Here is a 22,337-nt window from a genome sequence, read left to right as displayed (position 1 = left end):
GAGGAGCGATGGCGACGGTGGGCACGACGGTGCGGCAGGCCTGGGCCATGGTCCGCGGGTTGGGGGTGACCCTGCGCTATCTGGTGCGGCCCCCGGTGACGGTGCCCTATCCCGATGTCAAGCGCGCGGCCGTCCAGCCGCGGTTCAAGGGGCGGCACTGGCTGACCCTGTACGAGGACGGCCTCGAGCGGTGCGTGGGGTGCGAGCTGTGCGTCATCGTGTGTCCGTCCCAGGCCATCTACGTGCGCGCCGCCGAGAACACCCCCGAACACCAGGTGAGCCGGGGAGAGCGCTACGCCGCCGACTTCCAGATCAACGAGCTGCGGTGCATCTTCTGCGGGTTCTGCGAAGAGGCGTGTCCCACCGGGGCGATCGTCCTGGGGCGGGACTACGAGCTGGCCGGGTCCAGCCGGGAGGAGCTGATCTACACCAAGGAGATGCTCACCGAGCCCTATCCGGGAGCGTCGGGGCGGGACCCGCGGCGGGAGGTGTGAGGCCACGGAGCGGGTGGTGGAGGTCGCCCTGTTCTCCCTGGCCGCCGCCGGCGCGCTGGCCGGGGGAGTGGGCGTGGTGGCCAGCCGGCTGCCGGTGCGCAACGTCCTGTCGCTGCTGCTGGTGCTGGTCTGCGTGGCGGTCCTGTACCTGCTGCTGGCCGCCCCGTTCATCGCGGTCCTGCAGGTGATCGTCTACGCCGGCGCCATCGTGGTCCTGTTCCTGTTCGTCGTGATGCTCCTGCACGTGCGCTCCGGGGAGCCGCCCCCGGACCGCCTGCGGGGCCAGCGCCCCCTGTCCGTCCTGCTGGTGGCGTCCCTGCTGGCCGCCCTGGCGGCGGTGGTCCGGGCCGGTCCGGCCGCCCCCGCGCCCGCGCCGGAGGACTTCGGCACCGCCCAGGCGGTCGGCCGCGTGCTGTTCACCACATACCTGCTGGCCTTTGAGGTGGCCTCGGTGATCCTGCTGGCGGGCATCGTCGCCGCCGTGGTCCTCGGCCGGCCCGCCCGGCCCGCGACCGGGCGGGGGGAGGAGCGGCGGTGAGTGTGCCGCTGGCCGCCTACCAGGCGCTGGGCGCCCTGCTGTTCACTTTGGGGGTGGCGGGGGTGCTGCTGCGCCGCAACGCGCTGGTGGTGTTCATGTCCATCGAGCTCATGCTCAACGCCGTCAACCTGAGCTTCGTGGCCTTCGCCCGCCAGCACGCCGCCGTGGCGGGCCAGGTGGCGGTGTTCTTCGTGGTGGCGGTGGCCGCCGTGGAGGTGGTGGTGGGGCTGGCCATCATCATCTCCATCTTCCGCGTCCGCGACACGGTGGACCTGGACAGCGTGGACCTGCTGCGGGGGTAGCCGGACGTGATCCTGGCGCTGCTGGTCGGTCTGCCGCTGGCCGGCTGGGTGATCCTGGCCCTGGCGGGATGGCGCCTGCCCCGGCCGGTTGTGGCCACGGTGGGATGCGCCACGGTGGGCGGCGCCTTCCTGGTCGCCGCCGCCCTCGCCCGGCATCCGGCGGTCGCCGGTGCGGGGCTGCGGGAGGTCTGGTTCGACTGGATCGTCGCCGGAGGAGTCGCCGTGCAGGCCGGGGCGGTCTACGATCGGCTGTCGGCCCTGATGGCCCAGGTGGTCACCGGGGTGGGATTCCTCATCCACGTCTACTCCGCCGGCTACATGGCCGATGAGGCCGGCTACGCGCGCTACTTCGCCGCCCTCAACCTGTTCGTGGCGTCCATGCTGATCCTGGTCCTGGGCAGCAGCCTGCTGGTGCTGTTCGTGGGGTGGGAGCTGGTCGGCCTGTGCTCGTACCTGCTCATCGGCTTCTGGTTCGACCGCGAGAGGGCGGCCAGCGCCGGCCGCAAGGCGTTCCTGGTCAACCGCATCGGCGATGCGGGCTTCCTGCTGGGGGTCCTGGTCCTGGCGACCGCCGGCGGCACCCTGGAGATCGCCCAGATGGGCGCGGTGGCCGCGCGCCTGGAGCCGGGCCTGCTGGCGGTCATCACCCTGCTGCTGTTCTGGGGGGCCACCGGCAAGTCGGCCCAGCTGCCCCTGTACGTCTGGCTGCCCGACGCCATGGAAGGCCCCACGCCGGTGTCGGCCCTCATCCACGCCGCCACCATGGTGACCGCCGGCGTCTACATGATCGCCCGGCTGCACCCGCTGTTCGAGGCGGCACCCCTGACCCTGGACGTGGTCGCCGCCGTGGGGGTGGTCACGGCCCTGTTCGCCGCGACGGCGGCGCTGGCCGAGTGGGACCTCAAGCGGGTCCTGGCCTACTCCACCATCAGCCAGCTGGGCTACATGTTCCTGGCCATGGGCACGCTGGCCATGCCGGCGGGCCTGCTGCACCTCACCACCCACGCCTTCTTCAAGGCCGCGCTGTTCCTGGCCGCCGGCAGCGTGATGCACGCCCTGGGCGGGGTGGTGGACATGCGGCGCCTGGGGGGACTGGCTGCGCCCATGCGCGCGACGTTTCTGGCGTTTGCCTCCGGCGCCCTGGCGCTGGCCGGGGTGCCGCCCTTTGCCGGCTTTGTCAGCAAGGACCTGATCCTCGAGCACGCCTACGCCCACGCCCGGGCCGGCGGCTCTGTGGTTCCCTGGGTCCTGGGAGTGCTGACGGCGTTCGTCACCGCGGTGTACATCACCCGCGCCGCGGTGTACACGTTCGCACCTCCGGCCTCCCACCACGGCCACCCCCACGAGCCTCCGGCGTCCATGACCTGGCCCATGGGGATCCTGGCGGTGCTGTCGGCGGTCGGGGGGCTGCTGGGGGCCCGGATCGCAGGGGCGCCGCTGGTGCGCGCCCTGGAGGACTCCTTCGGCCTGCCGCATCCGGAAGCCCCCGCTGGCGGGTGGGTGGCGGCCGCGCCGGTGGCCGTCAGCCTGGCCGGCATCGCCGTGGCCCTGCTGGCGTACCGCGGGCGGCGGGAGGTCTCCCTGGGCCTGCTGGGCCGGCTGTGCGCCCGCCAGTGGTACGTGGAGGCGGCCTACGAGGCGGCGGTGGTGCGACCGGCCCGGGCCGCCGCCCGGGCGCTGGCCGTCGTGGACGTGCGCGGCATTGACGGCGCCGTCATGGCCCTGGCGGGAGCGGTGGGGCGGGCCGGGACCGGGCTGCGGAGGCTGCAGACCGGCTTCGTGCGCAGCTACGCCGCCGTGCTGCTGGTCGGAGCCGTCCTGGCGCTGGGATACTGGGTGCTGCGATGACGTCGCTCCCCCTGCTGTCGGTGGCTGTGTCCCTGCCCCTGGCGACCGCCGCCGTGGTGGCCGTCATCGACCGGCGGCGTTCCCACGCGCTGTACGGCGTGGGGCTGGCGGGGATGCTGCTGGTGGCGGCGGTGGTCGGGTGGGTGTTCGCGCGCTTTGACACCTCCAGCCCCGCCCTGCAGTTCGTCGAGCGCGCGCCCTGGATTCCGTCGGCGGGGATGGGCTACCACCTGGGCGTGGACGGCATCTCCCTGCCCCTGGTGGTGCTCACGGCGGTCATGATGCCCCTGGCCCTGCTGTCGGCGTGGGGGTCGATCGCCGAGCGGGTGAAGGAGCTGGTGGTGGTCCTCCTGCTGCTGGAGAGCGCGCTGCTGGGGACGTTCCTCGCCCAGGACCTGGTCCTCTTCTACGTGTTCTGGGAGGCCGTCCTCATCCCCATGTACTTCCTCATCGGCCTGTGGGGCGGGCCGGGGCGGGCCCTGGCCGCCATCAAGTTCCTGCTGTACACCATGGCCGGCAGCGCCCTGATGCTGGTGGCCATCATCGTCCTGTACCTGCAGTCCGGCGTCCAGCTGGGCGCCCGGACCTTCGACCTGGTGGCCCTGCGGGGGCTGCGGCTGGATCCGGGCCTGGAGGTCTGGCTGTTCGCGGCCTTCACCCTCGCCCTGGCCATCAAGGTGCCGGTCTGGCCCCTGCACACCTGGCTGCCCGACGCCCACACCGAAGCGCCCACCGCCGGCAGCGTCATCCTGGCCGCCGTGCTGCTGAAGATGGGCACCTACGGGTTCCTGCGGTTCGTGATGCCGCTGTTCAGCGCCAGCGCCGTGCGCTACGCGCCCGTCCTGATGGCCCTGGCGGTGGTGGGGATTCTGTACGGCGGGGCCGTGTCGTGGGCCCAGGGCGATGTCAAGAGGCTGGTGGCCATGAGCAGCGTCAGCCACCTGGGGCTGATCACCCTGGGCCTGTTCGCGCTGTCGGTGGAGGCCCTCCAGGGCAGCCTCCTGCAGATGGTCAACCACGGCCTCAGTACCGGGGGGCTGTTCCTGCTGGTCGGGGTCCTGTACGACCGCACTCACTCGCGGCGGATGGAGGACTACGGCGGGGTGGCCTCGCTGATGCCGCGCCTGGCCCCCCTGGCCCTGATCGTGGTCCTCTCGTCGCTGGCGCTGCCGGGGACCAACGGGTTTGTGGGCGAGTTTCTGGTGCTCCTGGGCACCTATCGGGTCGCGCCCGGCTATGCGGTGCCCGCGGTGGGCGGGGTGATTCTCTCGGCGGCGTACCTGCTGTGGATGTACCAGAAAGTGATGCACGGCCCGGTGGCCGTCCGGGAGCCCCGGGCGATGCGGGAGCTCACCCGCCGAGAGCAGCTCCTGTTCTGGCCCCTGGTGGTCCTGATCTTCTGGATCGGGCTGTACCCGGCGCCCCTGCTGCGGCGCAGCGAGGCCTCCGTCCGCGCCCTGGTGGCCCTGGTGCGCGAGCGGGCGGCCGTCGAGGTGCCGGGGGCCGGCGGGGGGCCGCCGTGGCTGCGAGTGGCCCCGCCCCGCGGCGCGGCCTCCCCGGCTGCGGCGGGGCGGAGCGGGGCGTTCGGCGGAGGTGAGGTGGCGCCGTGACGGCGACCGCGGCAGACCTGCGCCTGCTGCTGCCCGAGCTCCTCATCGCCGCGGGCGCGGTGGCGGTCCTGCTGGCGGGGACGGCCCTGCCCGCGCCCCGCCAGGCCCTGCTGCGGTGGCTGGCGGTGGGGGTGGCCGCCGGTGGCCTGGGAGCCGTCGCCGCGGTCCCGCCGTCGGGCGCGGTCGCGTTCTGGGGAGCGTATGCCCGGGACCCTCTGGCGGCGGCGCTGCAGGGCGTGGTCCTGGTGGGCACCGTCCTGGCCCTGGTCCTGTCCGGAGAGTACGTGTCCCGCACCCGCCTGGACGCCGCCGAGTTCTACGCCCTGGTCCTGATGGCGGCCCTGGGGGCCATGCTGATGGCGGCCAGCGCCGACCTGCTGCTGCTGTTCGTGGGCCTGGAGACGCTGTCGGTGCCCCTGTACGTGCTGGCGGCCCTCGCCCGCGCCGACGTCCGCTCCCAGGAAGCCGGTCTGAAGTACTTCCTGCTGGGCGCGTTCGCCACCGCGTTCTTCCTGTACGGCGTCGCCCTGGCGTTTGGGGCCACCGGGTCCACCGCGCTCGCCGCCCTGGCGGGGGCGCGTCCCACGGCGACCCTGCGGGCGGCGGTCGCCCTGCTGACCACCGGTCTGGCGTTCAAGGCGGCGGTGGTGCCTTTTCACGTCTGGGCCCCCGACGTCTACGAGGGCGCGCCCCTTCCGGTGACCGCCTACATGGCGGTGGTGGCCAAGGTCGGGGCGTTTGCGGCCTTCCTGCGGGTGTTCGTCGCCACCCTGGGACCGCGGGCGGGCGAATGGGGAGCGGTCCTCGCCGCGGGGGCCGTCCTGACCATGGTGGTCGGCAACGTCGCCGCGCTGCACCAGACGTCGATCAAGCGGCTCCTGGCCTACAGCAGCATCGCCCACGCCGGCTTTCTGCTGACCGGCGTCCTGGCGGCCAGCCCTGCGGGGACGGCAGCCGTGGTCTTCTACCTGCTGGCCTACACCGTCATGACCCTGGGCGCCTTCGCGGTGGTCCTGATGGTGCGCCGGGCTGACGGGGAAGCCGACCGGATCGCCGATCTGGCCGGGCTGGCCTCGCGCTCCCCGGCCCTGGGCGCGGCCATGGCCGTGTTCATGGCGTCCCTCACCGGCCTGCCCCCCACCGCCGGCTTTGCGGCCAAGTTCTTCGTGTTCACCGCGGCCCTGGACGCCGGGTACACCGGCGTGGTGGTGGTGGCGGTGCTCAGCAGCGTGGTGTCGGCGTACTACTACCTGCGGGTCGCCTCCACGCTGTTCAGCGGTCCGCCGGCGGCGGACGTGGCGCTGGTGGCCGACCGGTGGGTGCCGGCCGCGCTGCTGCTGCTGTCGGCGGGCACGGTGCTGCTGGGAGTCTTCCCCGCGCCCGTGCTGGAGGCGGTCCGGCAGGTGGCGGCCGTCCTCCGGTAGGGACGGCCGCCTGCGGGGGTGGGAGGATGGCCACCGAGAAGTTCGACGCGATCGTGGTCGGCGCGGGGCCCGCGGGCAGCGCCGCCGCCCTGACCATGGCCCGGGCGGGGCTGAACGTGGTCCTGATCGAGCGCGGCGACTACCCGGGCGCCAAGAACGTCATGGGCGGGGTGATGTACGGCCGCATGCTGGCCGACCTGGTCCCCGCCTTCGCCCGCGAGGCCCCCATCGAGCGGGTGATCGTCGAGGAGCGGGTGTGGCTGACCACCGAGGACAGCGCGGTCACCGTGGGCTTCAAGACCGCGTCGCCGCCGGGGGAGGTGCCCAACGCCTTCACCGTCCTGCGGGCCAGGTTCGACCGGTGGTTCGCCTCCAAGGCCGAGGAAGCCGGCGCCCTGCTGATCACCTCGACCGTCGTGGAGGATCTGCTGTGGCGCGACGGCCGCGTGGTGGGGGTGCGCACCGGCCGCGAGGCCGGTGACCTCTACGCCGACGTGGTGGTCATCTGCGACGGGGTGCACTCGTTCCTGGCGAAGAAGGCAGGCCTGCAGACCCGCGAGATCGCGCCCCACGAGGTGGCCCTGGCGGTCAAGGAGGTCATCGCGCTGCCCCCCGAGGTGATCCAGGAGCGGTTCACGGTGGGCCCCCAAGAGGGGGTGACCATCGAGCTGTACGGGTCGGTCACCCGGGGGATGGGCGGCTACGGGTTCATCTACACCAACCGGGACAGCCTCAGCGTGGGGGTGGGGGCGCTGCTCAGCCACTTCATGCGCACCCGCATCACCCCCTACGACCTGCTGGAGCAGCTCAAGCAGCACCCGCTGGTGCGCCCCCTGCTGGCCGGCGGACAGGTGGTGGAGTACCTGGCCCACGCCATCCCCGAGGGCGGCTACCGGGCGATGCCGCGGCTGTACGGCGACGGGGTGCTGGTGGCCGGGGACGCGGCCATGATGGTCAACGGGCTGCACCGGGAGGGCAGCAACCTGGCCATGACCGCGGGCCGGCTGGCCGGAGAGACGGTGATCGAAGCCCGCGCCCGCGGGGACTTCTCCGCCGCCTCCCTGGCATCGTACCGCCGGCGGCTGCTGGACAGCTTCGTCCTGCAGGACCTCATGAAGTACCAGCACCTGCCCGAGTTTGTGGACCGCCACCCCGAGCTGCTGCAGATCTACTCCGGCATCGCCGCGCACGCCATCCACGAGATGCTGACGGTGGACGGAGTGCCCAAGAGGGAAAAGCAGCGCCGCATCTGGAAGGCCATCACCGCCCGCCGCCCGCTCCGGCAGCTGCTTCTGGACGCCTACCGGGCCTGGCGGGTGCTGCGCTAGCGCCGGGAAGGAGGCGAGGGCTGTGGCGCGGGAGCCGGCGGTGCCCACCCTGACCCTGGAGCAGAAGCTGTACCTGCTGACCTACCGCCACGACCGGCAGAGCCACATCAGCATCCGCTCCCCGGACGTCTGCCGGACCGCGTGCGGCCAGGCCTGGGGACGCCCGTGCACCACCTTCTGCCCGGCGGGGGTCTATGCGTGGGACGGGGAGAAGATCACGGCCTCCTACGAGAACTGCGTGGAGTGCACCTCCTGCCTCACCGGCTGCCCCTACCACAACATCGACTGGCGCCTGCCCCGCGGCGGGTTCGGGGTACTCTACCGCACCGGGTAGGGAGCCGTCCCGGTCGCGCCTGTCGATCCGTCGCTGCCTGTGCCTGGATGTGTCCGGTATGTCCCCGGGCCGAACAGGCGTTCAAACGGTACTTCCCAGATTCCCGGCTCCACCTCGTCCACGTCGCGCCCGCGCGTGACCACAATACCCAGGCGCCACAGGACCCGGGCGTCTCTCGGCCACCGCACTGCCTCGAGGGCGTCTCGCAATGTCCGGACAGTGCGGCGATCGACATATCGTCCAGCGCGTACTTCGATGGCCAGCAGACGCGTTGCATCCGAGAGCATGACATCAACTTCCCGACCGGTGTACGTGCGAAAGAAGTGCAGCCGGGGCGGTGCACCCTGCCAGGACGCCCACCGCAGGAGTTCGTCCACGACGGCTGTCTCGAAGAGTGCCCCGTTGGTTTCTCCCAGGCGGTCGGACAGGACACGCACTAAGCCGGGGTCTGTCCAGTAGAGCTTTGGACTTTTCACCAGCCGAGCAGCTGTGGGCAGGAGAGGGCGCAATAGGTAGACTTGGTAGGAAATCTCCAGGAATCGAATGTATCTCTTGACGGTGTTTTGCGCCACCCCGAGCTCCCGCGCGACCTCGCTGTAGGAGAGGATCTGACCCGTACGGGCGGCGAGGAGGTCTTGGGCGGAGGCGAACTGGTCCAGGTCCGCAACCCGGCCCAGGTCGGCAAGGTCTCGCTCGAGATAGGTTCGCCTGAAATCGCGAAGCCACACGGCGCGCTCGGACGGCGGGATGGCGGCCAAAGCGGGATACCCTCCCCACTGCAGGTGGTCTTCAGCAATGCCTCGCCACACGCGCGCGATGTCGGCGGAGGGGGAGGAGTCCCTCAGCTGCCTGAGCGCCTCCTCGCCTTGGTCCCAGATCAGGCTGAGGGCAGGCGCAGGTGCTTCGGCGGCCTCTACCTTTTCCGCGAGAGCGAGCGGCCAGAGCTCCAACACTGTGACCCGTCCCGCCAGAGTCTCCCGGACTTTCTGCAGGAGAAGAATCTGCGAGGAGCCGAGGAGGAGGAAGCGGTGTGCGCCGTTGCGGTCGGCCAGAAGTTTGACCGCGTCCAGGAGCGCGGGGGCCTTCTGGACCTCGTCCAACACGACCAGGCGATCGGGGTGATCCAGGCGCCTGACCGGGTCGTCCAGGAGCCGGCGGCGTTCGTCCGGGTCGTCCAAGGTGATGTACAGTATGGGCGGGATCTCCGGGCTGGGGAGGAGATCACGCGCGAGGGTGGTCTTCCCAGTCTGGCGGGCCCCTGTCAGGACCACGATCCTCCTGGTTGTTACACGTGAGCGAAGAAGTGGAAGAATGGCCCGGGGATACAGCCTCATGCTTAAATATTAGCAGTGGTATTGCAGAAATTCAATGAATAGTTGCATTCACACTTTCAAAATTTTTCCATCCGAACCCCGGCCCCCCTTCCCCCGCGAGGTCAGATACCACACCCCCGCCCCCAGCAGCGCTGCCGCCGGGATGTGGCCGAGGGTGATCACCCACACCACCCGGTCGTGGCTGCGCAGCAGGTCCCAGACGATCCGCCCGGCCGAGGTCAGGACGATCACCGTCCAGAACAGTTCGCCGGGGAAGCGCCGTCGGCCCAGCCGCGGCCAGGTGAGGGTCAGGATCGCCGCCGCCCAGATCATCTCGTAGATCTGCAGCGGGTGGCGGGGCTGGGGAACTCCCGGGAAGGTGACTCCCCACGGCAGCGTGGTCGGGTCGCCGTACAGCTCGCCGTTGATGAAGTTCCCCAGGCGCACGAAGATGTTGCCCAGCGGCACCGCCCACACCACCGCGTCGGCCAGGCTCCAGAAGTCCAGCCCCCGCCGCCGCGCCGCCCACCACAGCCCCAGCGCGCCGCCGGCCAGCGCGCCGTGGGAAGTCAGCCCGCCCCGGTCGACCCGCAGGACCTCCACCAGAGACCCGAACTGGGACGGATGGGACAGGACGTAGCCCAGCCGGGCGCCGAGAAACGCCAGCACGATCGCCGGGACCGCCAGGCGGTCGATCTCCTCGGCGGGGATCCCCACCCGCGGGCCCGCGCGCAGGGCGGCCCCCACCGCCAGGACGATGGTGACCGCCATCATCACGCCGTACCAGCGGATGACCACCGGACCCCACTGCACCAGCACCGGATCCATGGCGCAGGCCAGTATAGCAGGTCGGCCCCGACGGAGGAAACCGCGCGGCCGGGGATGGCAGTGTTGACGGTTTTGCGTAGAAGCCGTTGAGCGGGAACGCATCCCCCGCCGGGTATGCAGGCCGCTGATCACCCCAGAGGCGATGCGGTCCCAGCTGGCCAGGTTGGTGAAGCCGGGACGGCCCGATCCAGAGCCCGGGTGATGCGGGAGATGGTGGTGACGTCCCCGGAGGACGCCCAGGATGCTATCCTGTTCGGGGGTCCGGTCCAGGACCCGGATTGCTGATCCCACCGTGGTGGTCATGAAGGTCGCCGTCGGGTCCTCGTCGAGCGCGTCCAAGGTGCGCGCCACCCGGGCGGTGTGCGCCCGGCTGTTCCCGCACGCCGAGGTGGTGGCCGTGCCGGTGGAGTCGGGGGTGTCGCCGCAGCCGACCAGCGACGAGGAAGCCATCCGGGGCGCCCGGCGCCGGGCCCGGGAAGCCCTGGAGCGCGCCGGCGCCGACCTGGGGATCGGCATCGAAGGGGGCGTGCACCGCGACCGCTACGGCGTGTGGATGTGCGCCTGGGTCGCCGCGGTGGATCGGTCCGGCCGGGAAGGGCTCAGCTGCGGGGTGCGGTTCCTGCTGCCCGACGGGATGGCCGCCCGGGCGCTGGCCGGCGAGGAGCTGGGCGCCATCGTGGACGCCCTGGCGGGACCGGGAGCCCACGAGGACCTGGGAGCCATCGGCCTGCTGACCCGCGGGTTGGTGGACCGCCAGGCGGCCCTCGAGCAGGCGGTGGCCGCCGCCCTGATCCCGTTTCTGGAGCCGCCTCCAGGTGCCTGAACTGCCCTTCGTGCAGGTCCTGGTGGAGAACCTGTCTCCGCAGGTCTGCGGGCGGGCCATCGCCCGGGTGGTGGTGGCGAGCCCGTCGGCGGTGGAGACCGCCGACCCGCCGATCACCGCCGCCGTCGGCCGGCGCGTCACCGCTACGCCGACGAGATCCTGTGGGAGGCGCGCCTGTCGCCGTTCGCGCCGGCGGCGCGCCTGGCTGACGCGGACATCGTCCGGCTGCACGGCGCGGTGCGCGGCGTGCTGGAGGCCGCGGTGGCCGCCTGGCGGGAACGCGCCGGCGGCCGGCTGCCCGCTGGCGAGCCGGCGGACCTGCTGCGGGTGCACCGCCGCGGCGGCCAGCCCTGTCCGCGGTGCGACACCCCGATCCGGGTGGTGTACTATGCGGAGCGGGAGACGTACTACTGTCCGGCCTGCCAGACGGCGGGCCGTGTGTACGCCGACCGGCGCCTGTCCCGCCTGTTGCGGTAGGCGGAGGCCACCATGCCCGAACTGCCAGAGGTAGAGTCGGCCAGGCGCAGCCTGGGCCCGCTGGTCCGGGGGCGGACCATCGCGGCGGTGGAGGTGCGGACACCGGCCAGCGTCCGCACCCACAGCCCCGCCGCGTTCGCGCGGCTGCTGCGGGGGCAGACCATCACCGCTGTGTCCCGGCGCGGCAAGATTCTGCTGTTCACCCTCAGCGGAGGGTGGACGCTGGCCTTCCACTTCAAGCTGTGGGGGATGGTCCGGTGGACCCCGTCGCCGGAGGCGGACCCCCAGGCCAACGTCACGCTGACCTTCACCGGCGGCACCGCCCTGCAGTTCCGGGAGCTGCAGCTGTCCGAACTCGGCCTGTACCGCACCGATGCCCTGGACCGGGTGGAGTACCTGGCGACCCTGGGGATCGAGCCGCTGTCGGCGGCGCTCACCCGCGACCGGTTCCGGGCGCTGATGACCGGCCGCGGGACGGTCCACGGCGCGCTGACCGACCAGGAGCGCCTGGCCGGTATCGGCAACCTGTGGGCGCACGAGATCTGCCACGCCGCCCGCATCCGGCCCGACCGCCGGCTGACCACCCTCACCTCCAGGGAGGTGGACGCCCTGTACCGGGCCGTCCGGACCGTGCTGCGGCGCGCCGTGGCGGCCGGCGGCGAGCCGGAGTTCGCCGACGCCCGGGGCCGGCGCGGCCGGGCCCGCCTGGCGGTGTACGACCGCGCGGGCCAGCGCTGCCCCCGCTCCGACGGCACCATCGTGGCCGCCCGCATCGGCGGCCGGCCGTCGTTCTACTGCCCGCGGTGCCAGCGATGACCGGCGGCCGGCCGGAGTCCGCCACAGCCGGCGTCCGGACACCCCGGAGGTCGACGGTCCCACGCTTCAACGGTCCGACGCTTCGACGCTCCACCGTCAGCGGACCGCCTCCACACCTCCGACCACCGGTCCACTCTCCAGGGGGGAGTAAGGTTTCATGGGCATCGTCACCCTCCTCAGCGACTTCGGCAGCGCCAGCCCCTATCCCGCCCAGATGAAGGCCGTGCTGGCATCCTCCTGCGACGCCGCGCTCGTCGACATCACCCACGACGTCCCGCGCCACGACGTGCGCACGGGCGCGTACCTGCTGGCGGCGGTGGCGGCTGCCACCCCCGCCGGCACGGTCCACCTGGCCGTGGTCGATCCGGGCGTGGGCACCGCCCGCCAGGGGCTGGTGGTCGCCGCGGGGGGCCAGCTGTTTGTGGGCCCCGACAACGGATTGCTGATTCCCGCCGCCCGACGCCTGGGGGTCATGCGGGTCTACGCGCTGTCACTGCCTCAGGACCGTCCCGTGTCGGCGACCTTCCACGGGCGGGACGTCTTCGCCCCCGCCGCCGCCCGTCTGGCCCGGGGCGCGCCTCCCCACGCCCTGGGAACTCCCACGGACCGGTGGGTGGACCTGGACCTGGGGGCGGGGAGCCGGCGGGGGCGGCGCCTGTCCGGCGCCGTGATCTACGTGGACGCGTTCGGCAACCTGATCACCAACATTCCCTCCTCCCTGCTGCCCGAGATGGGCGCCCCGCTGGAGGTGGTGGTCGGGCGCCGCCGCGGCCGGGCCTTGGCGGCGCCCGCCTATGGGGCCGCCGGGCACGGCGCCCTGGTGGTGGTGCCGGGCAGCGACGGCCTGCTGGAGGTCGCGGTGCGCGAGGGCGACGCGGCGTCGCGCCTGCAGGCCGCAGCGGGCGCCCGGGTCACCATCACCGTGGGATCGGGGCGGCATCGGTGATGGCGGCCGCCGTGGGGCCGGACGCGCCGGAGGCGGGAACATCGCCGGCGCGGGGAGGCGTTACGCCGGGGGGAACCCATGTCTGAGGTGAGCGTGGTCATCGCCTTCGCCGCCGGCGTTCTGGGCTTTGCCTCCCCGTGCATCGTGCCCCTGATTCCCGGGTATCTCTCGTTTGTCTCCGGGATCTCGCTGCACCAGCTGGCGGCCGCCGATCGCCGCGCCGCCCGCGGACGGGTCCTGGCGGCCACGGCGCTGTTCGTCGTGGGTTTCGCCGCCGTCTTCACGGCCCTGGGCGCGTCGGCCAGCTGGGTGGGAGGGCTGGTCCTGGCGTACCGGCTGTGGCTGGGCCGCATCGGGGGCGCCGTCATCGTCCTGCTGGGCCTGGCCGTGCTGGGCGTGATCCGGATCCCCTGGCTGTGGCGGGAACGCCGGCTGTCCGTGCGTCCGCCCGCGGGCCTGCTGGGGGCGTGTGCGGTCGGCATGGCGTTCGGATTCGCGTGGACCCCGTGCGTCGGTCCCGTCCTGGCCGCCATCCTGACCCTGGCGGCCACATCTCCCCGCGTCAGCGACGGGGCCCTCCTGCTGCTGGCCTACTCGCTGGGACTGGGGCTGCCGTTTCTGGCCACCGCGGCCCTGCTCACCTCCGCCGTGGACGCCCTGGGATGGATCCGCCGCCACAGCCGCGCCATTGAAGTGGTCAGTGGAGGGTTTCTGGTGCTGATGGGTGTGGCCCTGATGTTCGACCTGATCTTCCGCCTCAACGCCTGGATCCTGCGGCTGGCGCCGTTCCGGCCGCCCCTGTGACCGGTGCGCCCATGACCATCCCGATGAGACCTCCTGCCGCTGCCTGGCCGGCCACAACCCCGCCAGGTCTCCGCGCCGCCTCCGGGGCCCGCGTCCTGGCCGCCGCGCTCCTGCTGGTTGTGCTGGTCGTCGCGCCGGCGCGGGCCGACGCCCAGGCGGCGTCGCCGGCCCTGGTCTTTGAGGCCCTCCAGGTGCTGCAGGCCCACTACGTGGACCCGGTGGACGTTCCCCGCACCCTCGCCGCCGCGGTGGCGGCCCTGCGGCGCCAGCTGGCGGACGCGGGTATCGCCGCGGACCTGCCCGACCTGCCGCCGGGTCTGTCCGACGCCGAGGCGCAGCGGGCGTTCGCCGAGCGGTTCGCCGCGGCGGCCGACGCCGCCGCCGGCCGGATCCCGGCCATCCAGCTGGCGCACGCCGCCATCCGGGGGATGGCCGACTCCTTCAACGACTCCCACACCGGCTTTCTGAGCCCGGAGCAGAACGCCGAGCGCCGCCGCCGCCAGCAGGGCCAGCCCGGGTTCAGCGGGGTGGGCATCGTGCTGATGTCCAAAGATGGCCGGTTCTACGTGGGGAGCGTCATTCCCGGGGGGCCGGCGGACGCCGCGGGCGTGCGCGCCTTCGACCGGATCGTGCAGGTCAACGACATCCCCACCGGCGGCCTGACGGTGGACCAGGTGTCCGCGCTGATCCGCGGGCCGGCCGGCACCCCGGTGACGCTGACCCTCAAGCGGCCGGGGATCTCCGACCCGGTGGTGGTGACCGTCACCCGGGCCCCCATCGTCATCCCCTCCATCTTCCGGGCCGAGGTGCTGCCCGGGGGGATCGGCTACCTGCGCCTGTACCAGTTCGTCGAGCGCACCGGCCGCGAGGTCCGCGCCGCCCTCGCCCGCCTCCTGGAGGAGGGCATGCGCTCGCTGGTCCTGGACCTGCGCGGCAACGGCGGCGGCTACCTGGATGAGCTCACCTCCGTCTTCAACGCCCTCCTGCCTCCCGGGACCCCGGTGTACACCGAGCGCCGCCAGGGCGGGGCCGTGCGGACGGTCCGGACCACCCAGATTCCCCTCCTGCCACCGTCGCTGCCGGTGGTGGTGCTGGTGGACGACGCCAGCGCGTCGGCCGCCGAGCTGCTGGCCGCCGCCGTCCAGGAGAGCCGCCGCGGCGTCGTGGTGGGCTCCCGGACCGCGGGCGCGGTGGAGGCCAGCGTGCTGATCGACCTCTCCGACGGGTCGGCCCTCAGCGTCACCACCATCCGGCTGGCGACCGGTCGGGGCGTCCGGCTGGAGGGAGCGGGGGTGACCCCGGACGTGGTGGTGGAGCTGACCGCAGACGACCTGGAGGCGGGCGTGGACCCCCAGTTCCTGGCGGGGGTGCGGACCGCCCTGCAGGCTCTGGGGCGCCCCGGCGTCGGCCGCACACCCTTCTAGGGCTCTCCGTTCCGTCCCTCCCCGATGCGCCCCGCCCCCCACGGGGGAAAGTGGCGGGCGTGGGCGAAACAAGCACTCAGGCCCCGTCCATGACCGATGTCCTCTCTGCCGTCGAACGCCGCCGCGCCAGCCTGGTGGGCCTGCTGGCCACCCTGGTGCGCGCGCCCAGCGTGAACCCTCCGGGGGACACCCGCGCGGTGGCCGAGGTGGTGGCCCGGCGGCTGCGGGATGCGGCCGTGGACTTCCAGGTGCTGGCCGACGAGCCCCGCAAGCCCAACATCCTGGCCCGCATCGGGGCCGGCCGCCCCCAGGTGCTGTACCTGTCCCACATGGACACGGTGCCCCCCGGAGACCTGCGCGCCTGGCGCCACGACCCCTTCGCCGCCGAGGTGGTGGGCACCCGGCTATTTGGCCGCGGCGCCGCCGACGCCAAGGCCAGCCTGGCCGCCATGCTGGGCGCGGTGGAGGTCCTGGCGGCGGCCGCGCCGCTGCGGGGGACGCTGGTGTTCGCGGCGGTCAGCGACGAGGAGGTGGGCGGGGTCAAGGGGACGGAGTTCCTGGTGGACCGCGGCCTGCTAAGGGCGGACCAGGTGGTGGTGGGCGAGCTCACCGGCAACCGGGTGGCCATCGCCGAGAAGGGGCTGCTGTGGGTGCGGCTGGTGACCCACGGACGCGCGGCGCACGCCAGCACCCCCTGGGAGGGCAGCAACGCCATCAGCCAGATGATCCGCGTGCTGCTGGCGGTGGAGGAGCGGGTGGGCGCGCGCCTGCGGGACCTGTCCCACCCGCTGGTGCCCCCGCCGTCGCTGAGCATCGGGACCATCCGCGGGGGTGTGGCCGTCAACATCGTCCCCGACTGGTGCGAGGCCACCCTGGACCGCCGCACCCTGCCCGGCGAGTCGGTGGCCGCGGCGCTGGCCGAGATCGAGCGGGTGGTGGCCGACCTGCGCGCGGCGGATCCCTCCCTGCAGGTGGACGTGGAGGTCCTGCAGTCGGGAGCGCCCATCGAGACGCCGGTGGACAGCCCCCTGGTCCGCACCGCCCGGGAGGCGGCGCGGCGCCTGCACCTGCCCGACGAGCCGGTGGGCTATCCCCAGGCCAGCGACGGCCGGTTCTTCGCCGAGCGGGGAATCCCGACCATCCTGTTCGGGCCCGGGGATCCCGATGTGTCCCACACGCCCGACGAGTTCGTGGACCTGAACAGCATGATCACCGCCGCCCAGTTTCTCGCGCTGCTGGGCCAGATGCTGCTGGCCCCGACCGTGCGGGCGGCGGAGGAGGCGAGGTGAGGGGATGGACTTCACCCTGGCCGACCACCAGCTGGCCGCCCAGCGCCTGGTGCGGGAGTTTGCCCAGACGGAGGTGGCGCCCCGCATCCGGGACCTGGACCGCGCCCAGCGCTTTGACCGGTCCGTCCTGGACGCCATGGCCCGGCTGGGCATCCTGGGCCTGTGTATCCCCGAGCGCTACGGCGGCGCCGGGATGGACTACATCAGCCTGGGGCTGGCCTGCGAGGAGCTGGAGTACGTGGACACCTCCCTGCGGGTCATCCTCTCGGTGCACCTGGCCCTCAACAGCCTGACCCTGCTCACCTGGGGGACCGAGGAGCAGCGGCGCCGCTTCCTGGTGCCCCAGGCCCGGGGAGAGAAGATCGCCGCCTACGGGCTCACCGAGCCTGCCGCCGGCAGCGACGCCGTGGGGATCCAGGCCACCGCGGTGCGGGACGGCCGCCACTACGTGCTCACCGGGGAGAAGACGTGGATGTCCCTGGCCGACGTGGCCGACCACTTCCTGGTCTTCGCCTGGACGGACCCGGCCAGGCAGCGCCAGCGGGACCACACGGGCATCTCCGCCTTCCTGGTGACCCGGGAGATGCGCGGGGTGAGCACGTCGACCATCCACGGCAAGCTGGGCATCCGCGCGGGCAACACCGGCAGCCTGGTCCTGGAGGAGGTGCGGGTGCCCGAGGACCACCGGATCGGCGAGGAGGGGGAGGGGTTCCGCATCGCCATGTTCGCCCTGGACCAGGGGCGGTACACGGTGGCCGCCGGGGCCACGGGCCTGATCCGCGCCTGCCTGGACGCCAGCGTCCGCTACGCCCGGCAGCGGCAGGCCTTCGGCCGGCCCATCGGGGAGCACCAGCTGGTCAAGGAGATGATTGCGCGGATGGCCCGGGACTACGAGGTCAGCCGCCTGCTGTACCTGCGGGCGGGGTGGATGAAAAACCAGGGCCTGCGCAACACCCGCGAGACGTCCCTGGCCAAGTGGTACGCCACGGTGGCCAGCGAGCAGGCGGCCAGCGACGCCGTGGAGATCCACGGGGCCTACGGCTACGCGGACGAGTACCCGGTGGAGCGTTTTTACCGCAACGCCAAGGGCGCGGTCATCTACGAGGGGACCCGGGAGATCCACACCCTGCTGCAGGCCGACTACGCCCTGGGCTACCGCGAGGACCGCCCCCTGCGGGTGTCGCTGCCTCCCTGGCCGTTTCCCGACCGATGACCGCGCCGTTCGAGTGCGAGGTGCGCTTTCCCATCGGCGACCTCGCCGCCTTCCGCCGCCGGGTGGCGTCCCTGGGGGGGCGGGCGGTCGGGGAGTACGCCTTCACCGACCACTACTACCGGCTGCCGGGAGCATCGGACCCCGCCGCCCGGTCGCTGCGGGTGCGCGAGCACCACGCGCCCCCGCAGCCGGCGGAGCTGTTGCTGTCGTGGGTGGACCTGCAGGCCAGCGGGGAGCTGACGTTCAAGCGCTCGCGCTTTCCGGAGGGCAAGCTCTGCCTGCACCGGGCCGATCCGGCCGCCTGCCACGCCGTGGCCGCAGCCCTGGGCGGCGTGCCGTGGGTTGTGGTGCGCAAGACCGCCGGGACGCTGTACGAGCTGCCCGGGCTGGGGGGCGTGGCCGTGGAGCACGTGGACGGCGTGGGGTGGATGGGTGAGGTGGAGGCGGCCGGAGCGGATCCCCAGGCGGCGGCCGCCGCCCTCCGCCGCAGGCTGGAGGCGCTGGGCGTGGCGCCGGCCAGCCTCCGCCCGCACCCCCTGGCCGCGCAGGTGGCCGGCGGATCGGGCCGGGCGGTGTACTTTTCGGGGTCGATCCGGGGCGGGCGCGCCCTCCAGCCCACCTACGCCGCCCTGGTGGCGTTCCTGGAGCGGGCCGGCTACCGGGTGCTCACCGCCCACGTGGCGGCCCCGGACGTCCTGGAGCAGGAGCAGGCCGCCGGGGCCAGTCCCCGCGACATCTACCGGCGGGACAGGGAGTGGCTGGCCGCGTGCGACCTGGTGGTGGCCGAGGTCTCGGTGCCGTCGCTGGGGGTAGGGGTGGAGATCGCCACGGCCCAGCACCTGGGCAAGCCCGTGGTCTGCCTGTGCCAGCAGGACGTCGCCCTGTCGGCCATGGTGGCCGGCAACGACTGGGTGCGCCTGATCCGCTACCGCGACGCCGACGACGCCGTGCGCCTGCTGGAGGCTGCGCTGCAGGAACCGGAGCGGTCCGCATCTCACCTCTCGGATGCCTGACCCGGCGGGGACCTGTCGCCGTGTTGCCCTGGGAACGCCTGCGCGACAAGATCCTCACCCTGGAGGGCAAGCCCCTTCAGGCCGCCCGGGCCCTGGAGGGCGAGTACCGGTTCGAACGGTTCGTCCTCGCCCTGGACCGGGTGACGGCCGAGCCCCCCGGCGCGCCGTCGGCGATGCGGGTGCGCGTGGATATGGCCGAGGCGCGATTCCCCCCGGGCCTGTGGTCCACCCGACCCGGCAGGATCGCCCTGGAGGACTTCCTGGCGCGCCGCTGGCTGGACGCCGCTCGCCGCGTGGCCCGCGCCCGAGGGGTCCGGCCGGCGTTCGCCATCAGCGTGGGCGAGCAGGAAATCCTGGAACGGACGGCCTGCCGCCTGGCCGAGGACTATGTCGAGGTGCGGGGCACGGTGGTTCTTCCCACCGAGGGCCGGCGGCTCGCCAGCAAGGCCCTGCAGGCGCTGTTCGTCGACGACCTGCCCCAGGTGGTCGAGGGCTCGCTCCTGTACCCCAACCTCAACCCGTCGGCGGTCCAGCGACACTGTGAGGCCGTCGAGGATTACGAGGCCATGCGCACGGAACTGTCCGTGCACAACCTCGTGGCCTTCCTGGCCGACGGCGCGGTCCTGCCCCGGGATCCCGCCACCGACAGGCCCCTGCTGTCCCGGCTGGTCCCCCTGGAGGCCCCCCGCGAGCTCCGGGTGACCCTCACCCCGCCCCACCGGGGGCCCGTCACGGGGCTGGGCATTCCGCGGGGCGTCACCGTGGTCCTGGGCCACCCGCTATCCGGGCGCTCCACCTTTCTGCGGGCGGTGGCGGCGGCGGTGTACCCTCACCTGCCAGGGGACGGGCGCGAGTACTGCGTGACCGTGCCCGACGCCGTCCTGGTGCGGGCCGATCCCGGCCGGCGGGTGGAGGGGGTGGACGTCTCCGCCTTCGTCGAGCGGCTCCCCGGCGGCCAGGACCCGCGCCGGCTGCGGACCGAATCGGCCTCTGACGCGCTGGCGATGGCCGCCTCGGTGATGGAGGCTCTGGAGGCGGGCTGCTCGCTGCTGCTGGTGGACGAGGACACGGCGGCGGCCGCCCTGATGGGCCGGGATGCCCTGTGGGCGGAGATCGCCCCCGAGGCTGCGCGTCCCGTGGTGTCCCTGGCCGAGGTGCTCCGCCCCCTGTACGAGGAGCATGGGGTGTCTTCCATCGTCGTGACCACCCGCGGCGCCGAGTACGTGCCGGTGGCGGATACGGTCATCGCCCTGGACGAATTCCGTCCCCGGGTGGTGACGGCGCAGGCAAAGCAGGCCGCCCCGGCCGCCCGGCCCCCCCGCGCCCGCTTCGGAGGCGTTCACCACCGGATCCCGCTCCCGGACAGCCTGGCCCCTCTGCGCGGGCGCCGTCCGCGCGTCGAGTCCGCCGACGGCCCGCGGCTGCCCCGGCGGGCGATCCCCCTCGGTCCCCACACCGTGGACCTCTCGGCCGTCGAGCAGCTGGTGGATCCTGCCCAGGCGCGGGCCATTGCGGCCGCGCTGGTCTTTGCCGCCGACCGGGGCCTGGCCGACGGCGCCCGCACCATCCGCGAGATCCTGGGGCTGATCGAGATGGAGATCGCCCGCGCCGGGCTGGAGGTGCTGGTTCCCGACGGCCCCGCCGGCGATCTGGCTCTGCCCCGCCGCCACGAGCTGGCCGCCGCCCTGAACCGCCTGCGCACCCTGCGCGTGAAGTGACCACCCAGGCGCGGAGACCCGCCCCCGACGGTCCCTCTCCCTGTGGGAGGGGGCCGGGTGAGGGCACGGGCGAGGGTGGGCCATGCCAGGAGGGAATCTCCCGTGCGGGGCGAATACACCTCGCAACCCGATGACCGGAACGAGTAGGCGCCGGCGGCCCCTGCAGAGAGCCGCGGGGACGCTGGGACCGCGGCGGCGGCGCGGCGCTGAATGGATCCGGGAGGGCGGCCCGAGAGCGTGAGGAGACCGGACGGCGTTCCCGGCCGGCGCGTCTTCCTCGCGCGGTAGGCGCCGACGGCGTCCCGCCGTGACCGGGGCAGGAGTGCCGCGCGTGGCCCGCAGGCGGCGCGCGGAACTGGGGTGGCACCACGGAGCGAGCCCTTCGTCCCCGCGACGAAGGGCTCGGTGATTTTTGCAGAGGAGGTCCTGCCATGGACAGCGTCAAGTACCTGCTGGACGAAACCCAGATTCCCCGGGCCTGGTACAACATCCAGGCCGACTTGCCGGTGCCCCTGCCGCCCGTCATCCACCCCGGGACCAAGCAGCCCATCGGGCCCGACGATCTGGCCCCGCTGTTTCCCATGGACCTGATCGCCCAGGAGGTGAGCACCGAACGCGAGGTTCCCATTCCCGAGCCCGTGCGCGACGTGTACCGCCTGTGGCGGCCCACGCCGCTGTACCGGGCCCGGCGGCTGGAGCGGGCCCTGGACACGCCTGCGCGGATCTACTACAAGTACGAGGGCACCAGCCCTGCCGGCAGCCACAAGCCCAACACCGCAGTCGCCCAGGCCTTCTACAACAAGCAGGCCGGCGTGCGCCGGCTCACCACCGAGACCGGCGCCGGGCAGTGGGGCAGCGCCCTGGCCCTGGCCTGCCGCCTGTTCGGCCTGGAGTGCACCGTGTACATGGTGCGCGTCAGCTACGAGCAGAAGCCCTACCGCAAGGTGATGATGCAGACCTGGGGCGCCGAGGTCATCCCCAGCCCCAGCCCCCGCACCCGGGCGGGCCGGGCGATTCTGGAGCGGGATCCCGACTCGCCGGGCAGCCTGGGCATCGCCATCAGCGAGGCGGTGGAGGATGCCGCCACCCACGACGACACCAAGTACTCCCTGGGCAGCGTGCTCAACCACGTCCTCATGCACCAGACGGTCATCGGCCTGGAGGCCAAGCGGCAGATGGAGATGGCCGGGGACTACCCGGACGTGGTCATCGGGTGCATCGGCGGCGGCAGCAACATGGCGGGGCTGACATTCCCGTTCCTGGCCGACAAGTTCAAGGGAAAGGACGTCCGGGTCGTGGCCGTGGAGCCGGAGGCGTGCCCGTCCCTGACCCGGGGCAGGTACCTGTACGACTTCGGGGACACCGCCGCCACCACCCCGCTGCTGAAGATGTACACCCTCGGCCACTCCTTTGTTCCGCCCGCCATCCACGCCGGCGGGCTGCGCTACCACGGGGACGCGCCCCTGGTCTGCCTGCTGTACCACCACGGCTACATCGAGGCCGTCGCCTATCCCCAGCGGGCGGTGTTCGACGCCGCGGTGCAGTTCGCCCGGGCGGAGGGAATCATCCCGGCGCCCGAGTCCGCCCACGCGGTGCGCAAGGCCATCGACGAGGCCCTGGAGGCCAGGCGGGACGGGCGGGCGCGGGTCATCCTGTTCAACCTCAGCGGCCACGGGCACTTCGACCTCAAGGCCTATGAGGACTTCCTGGCCGGGCGCCTGGAGGACTACGCCTACCCCCGCCAGCAGGTGGAGGCGGCGTTGCGGGAGCTGGCGGCGATCCAGCCCTGAGGCGC

The 22,337-nt window shown here is 72.9% G+C and carries 21 protein-coding genes; 19 read left to right on the top strand and 2 right to left on the bottom strand.

Annotated features, from left to right (window positions below):
• The first annotated feature begins 8 nt into the window (after window positions 1-8).
• Genes nuoI through RB150_00320 form a run of 8 tightly spaced genes read left to right on the top strand, consistent with a single transcriptional unit; the run spans window position 9 to window position 7,878 of the window.
• Entirely contained in the window at window positions 9-494 is a 486-nt protein-coding gene (gene nuoI / locus RB150_00355; protein MDQ7818993.1) for an NADH-quinone oxidoreductase subunit NuoI, read from the top strand.
• A gap of 16 nt (window positions 495-510) precedes the next feature.
• Window positions 511-1,032 carry an NADH-quinone oxidoreductase subunit J gene (locus RB150_00350; protein ID MDQ7818992.1) on the top strand — a complete coding sequence of 174 codons (522 nt, stop codon included), beginning with the start codon at window positions 511-513 and terminating at the stop codon, window positions 1,030-1,032.
• 2 nt (window positions 1,033-1,034) lie between these two features.
• Window positions 1,035-1,334, top strand: a complete 300-nt coding sequence (gene nuoK, locus RB150_00345; protein MDQ7818991.1) for an NADH-quinone oxidoreductase subunit NuoK — start codon at window positions 1,035-1,037, stop codon at window positions 1,332-1,334.
• 6 nt (window positions 1,335-1,340) lie between these two features.
• On the top strand, window positions 1,341-3,182 hold the full coding sequence (nuoL, locus tag RB150_00340) for an NADH-quinone oxidoreductase subunit L (GenBank protein MDQ7818990.1): 1,842 nt from the start codon (window positions 1,341-1,343) through the stop codon (window positions 3,180-3,182).
• A complete protein-coding gene (locus RB150_00335; GenBank protein ID MDQ7818989.1) occupies window positions 3,179-4,792 on the top strand; it encodes an NADH-quinone oxidoreductase subunit M in 1,614 nt (537 codons plus the stop codon). The genes nuoL and RB150_00335 overlap by 4 nt, the downstream gene beginning before the upstream one ends.
• Window positions 4,789-6,216, top strand: a complete 1,428-nt coding sequence (locus tag RB150_00330; protein ID MDQ7818988.1) for an NADH-quinone oxidoreductase subunit N — start codon at window positions 4,789-4,791, stop codon at window positions 6,214-6,216. Before RB150_00335 ends, RB150_00330 begins: the two co-directional genes overlap by 4 nt.
• A 26-nt stretch (window positions 6,217-6,242) precedes the next feature.
• On the top strand, window positions 6,243-7,544 hold the full coding sequence (locus RB150_00325) for an FAD-dependent oxidoreductase (protein ID MDQ7818987.1): 1,302 nt from the start codon (window positions 6,243-6,245) through the stop codon (window positions 7,542-7,544).
• Window positions 7,545-7,566: 22 nt separating this feature from the next.
• Complete coding sequence (locus RB150_00320; protein MDQ7818986.1) at window positions 7,567-7,878, top strand: 4Fe-4S dicluster domain-containing protein; 312 nt, start codon at window positions 7,567-7,569, stop codon at window positions 7,876-7,878.
• Here RB150_00320 and RB150_00315 read toward each other — a convergent pair.
• Together RB150_00315 and lgt are read right to left on the bottom strand one after the other, a co-directional pair.
• Entirely contained in the window at window positions 7,863-9,212 is a 1,350-nt protein-coding gene (locus tag RB150_00315; protein ID MDQ7818985.1) for an ATP-binding protein, read from the bottom strand. The two genes, RB150_00320 and RB150_00315, sit on opposite strands and share 16 nt — an antisense overlap.
• Before the next feature lie 48 nt (window positions 9,213-9,260).
• The gene (lgt, locus tag RB150_00310; GenBank protein MDQ7818984.1) at window positions 9,261-10,019 is read right to left on the bottom strand and encodes a prolipoprotein diacylglyceryl transferase; all 759 of its coding nucleotides are present in this window, start codon (window positions 10,017-10,019) and stop codon (window positions 9,261-9,263) included.
• Window positions 10,020-10,260: 241 nt separating this feature from the next.
• On the opposite strand from lgt, the gene RB150_00305 reads away from it, so the two are divergent.
• The 11 genes from RB150_00305 (at window position 10,261) to RB150_00255 (ending at window position 22,332) form a co-directional block, all read left to right on the top strand.
• The gene (locus tag RB150_00305; GenBank protein MDQ7818983.1) at window positions 10,261-10,842 is read left to right on the top strand and encodes an inosine/xanthosine triphosphatase; all 582 of its coding nucleotides are present in this window, start codon (window positions 10,261-10,263) and stop codon (window positions 10,840-10,842) included.
• Window positions 10,843-11,079: 237 nt separating this feature from the next.
• Window positions 11,080-11,319 carry a zinc finger domain-containing protein gene (locus RB150_00300; protein MDQ7818982.1) on the top strand — a complete coding sequence of 80 codons (240 nt, stop codon included), beginning with the start codon at window positions 11,080-11,082 and terminating at the stop codon, window positions 11,317-11,319.
• Between the two features lie 12 nt (window positions 11,320-11,331).
• Entirely contained in the window at window positions 11,332-12,135 is an 804-nt protein-coding gene (locus RB150_00295) for a DNA-formamidopyrimidine glycosylase family protein (GenBank protein ID MDQ7818981.1), read from the top strand.
• A 157-nt stretch (window positions 12,136-12,292) separates the two neighbouring features.
• A complete protein-coding gene (locus RB150_00290) occupies window positions 12,293-13,081 on the top strand; it encodes an SAM-dependent chlorinase/fluorinase (protein ID MDQ7818980.1) in 789 nt (262 codons plus the stop codon).
• Window positions 13,082-13,159: 78 nt separating this feature from the next.
• On the top strand, window positions 13,160-13,885 hold the full coding sequence (locus RB150_00285) for a cytochrome c biogenesis protein CcdA (protein ID MDQ7818979.1): 726 nt from the start codon (window positions 13,160-13,162) through the stop codon (window positions 13,883-13,885).
• A 23-nt stretch (window positions 13,886-13,908) separates the two neighbouring features.
• Complete coding sequence (locus tag RB150_00280) at window positions 13,909-15,309, top strand: S41 family peptidase (GenBank protein MDQ7818978.1); 1,401 nt, start codon at window positions 13,909-13,911, stop codon at window positions 15,307-15,309.
• An 89-nt stretch (window positions 15,310-15,398) separates the two neighbouring features.
• Window positions 15,399-16,598, top strand: a complete 1,200-nt coding sequence (locus RB150_00275) for a M20 family metallopeptidase (protein MDQ7818977.1) — start codon at window positions 15,399-15,401, stop codon at window positions 16,596-16,598.
• 4 nt (window positions 16,599-16,602) lie between these two features.
• On the top strand, window positions 16,603-17,811 hold the full coding sequence (locus RB150_00270; GenBank protein MDQ7818976.1) for an acyl-CoA dehydrogenase family protein: 1,209 nt from the start codon (window positions 16,603-16,605) through the stop codon (window positions 17,809-17,811).
• Entirely contained in the window at window positions 17,808-18,824 is a 1,017-nt protein-coding gene (locus RB150_00265) for a nucleoside 2-deoxyribosyltransferase (protein ID MDQ7818975.1), read from the top strand. The genes RB150_00270 and RB150_00265 overlap by 4 nt, the downstream gene beginning before the upstream one ends.
• 20 nt (window positions 18,825-18,844) lie before the next feature.
• Window positions 18,845-20,542, top strand: a complete 1,698-nt coding sequence (locus tag RB150_00260) for an ABC-ATPase domain-containing protein (GenBank protein ID MDQ7818974.1) — start codon at window positions 18,845-18,847, stop codon at window positions 20,540-20,542.
• 431 nt (window positions 20,543-20,973) lie between these two features.
• Complete coding sequence (locus RB150_00255) at window positions 20,974-22,332, top strand: TrpB-like pyridoxal phosphate-dependent enzyme (GenBank protein MDQ7818973.1); 1,359 nt, start codon at window positions 20,974-20,976, stop codon at window positions 22,330-22,332.
• The last annotated feature ends 5 nt before the right edge of the window (window positions 22,333-22,337 follow it).

The organism is Armatimonadota bacterium (assembly GCA_031081675.1).
Lineage (GTDB): Bacteria > Sysuimicrobiota > Sysuimicrobiia > Sysuimicrobiales > Kaftiobacteriaceae > Calidihabitans > Calidihabitans tengchongensis.
The sequence above is the reverse complement of the archived record's forward strand: the minus strand, read 5'-3'. Positions and strand labels throughout refer to the sequence as shown.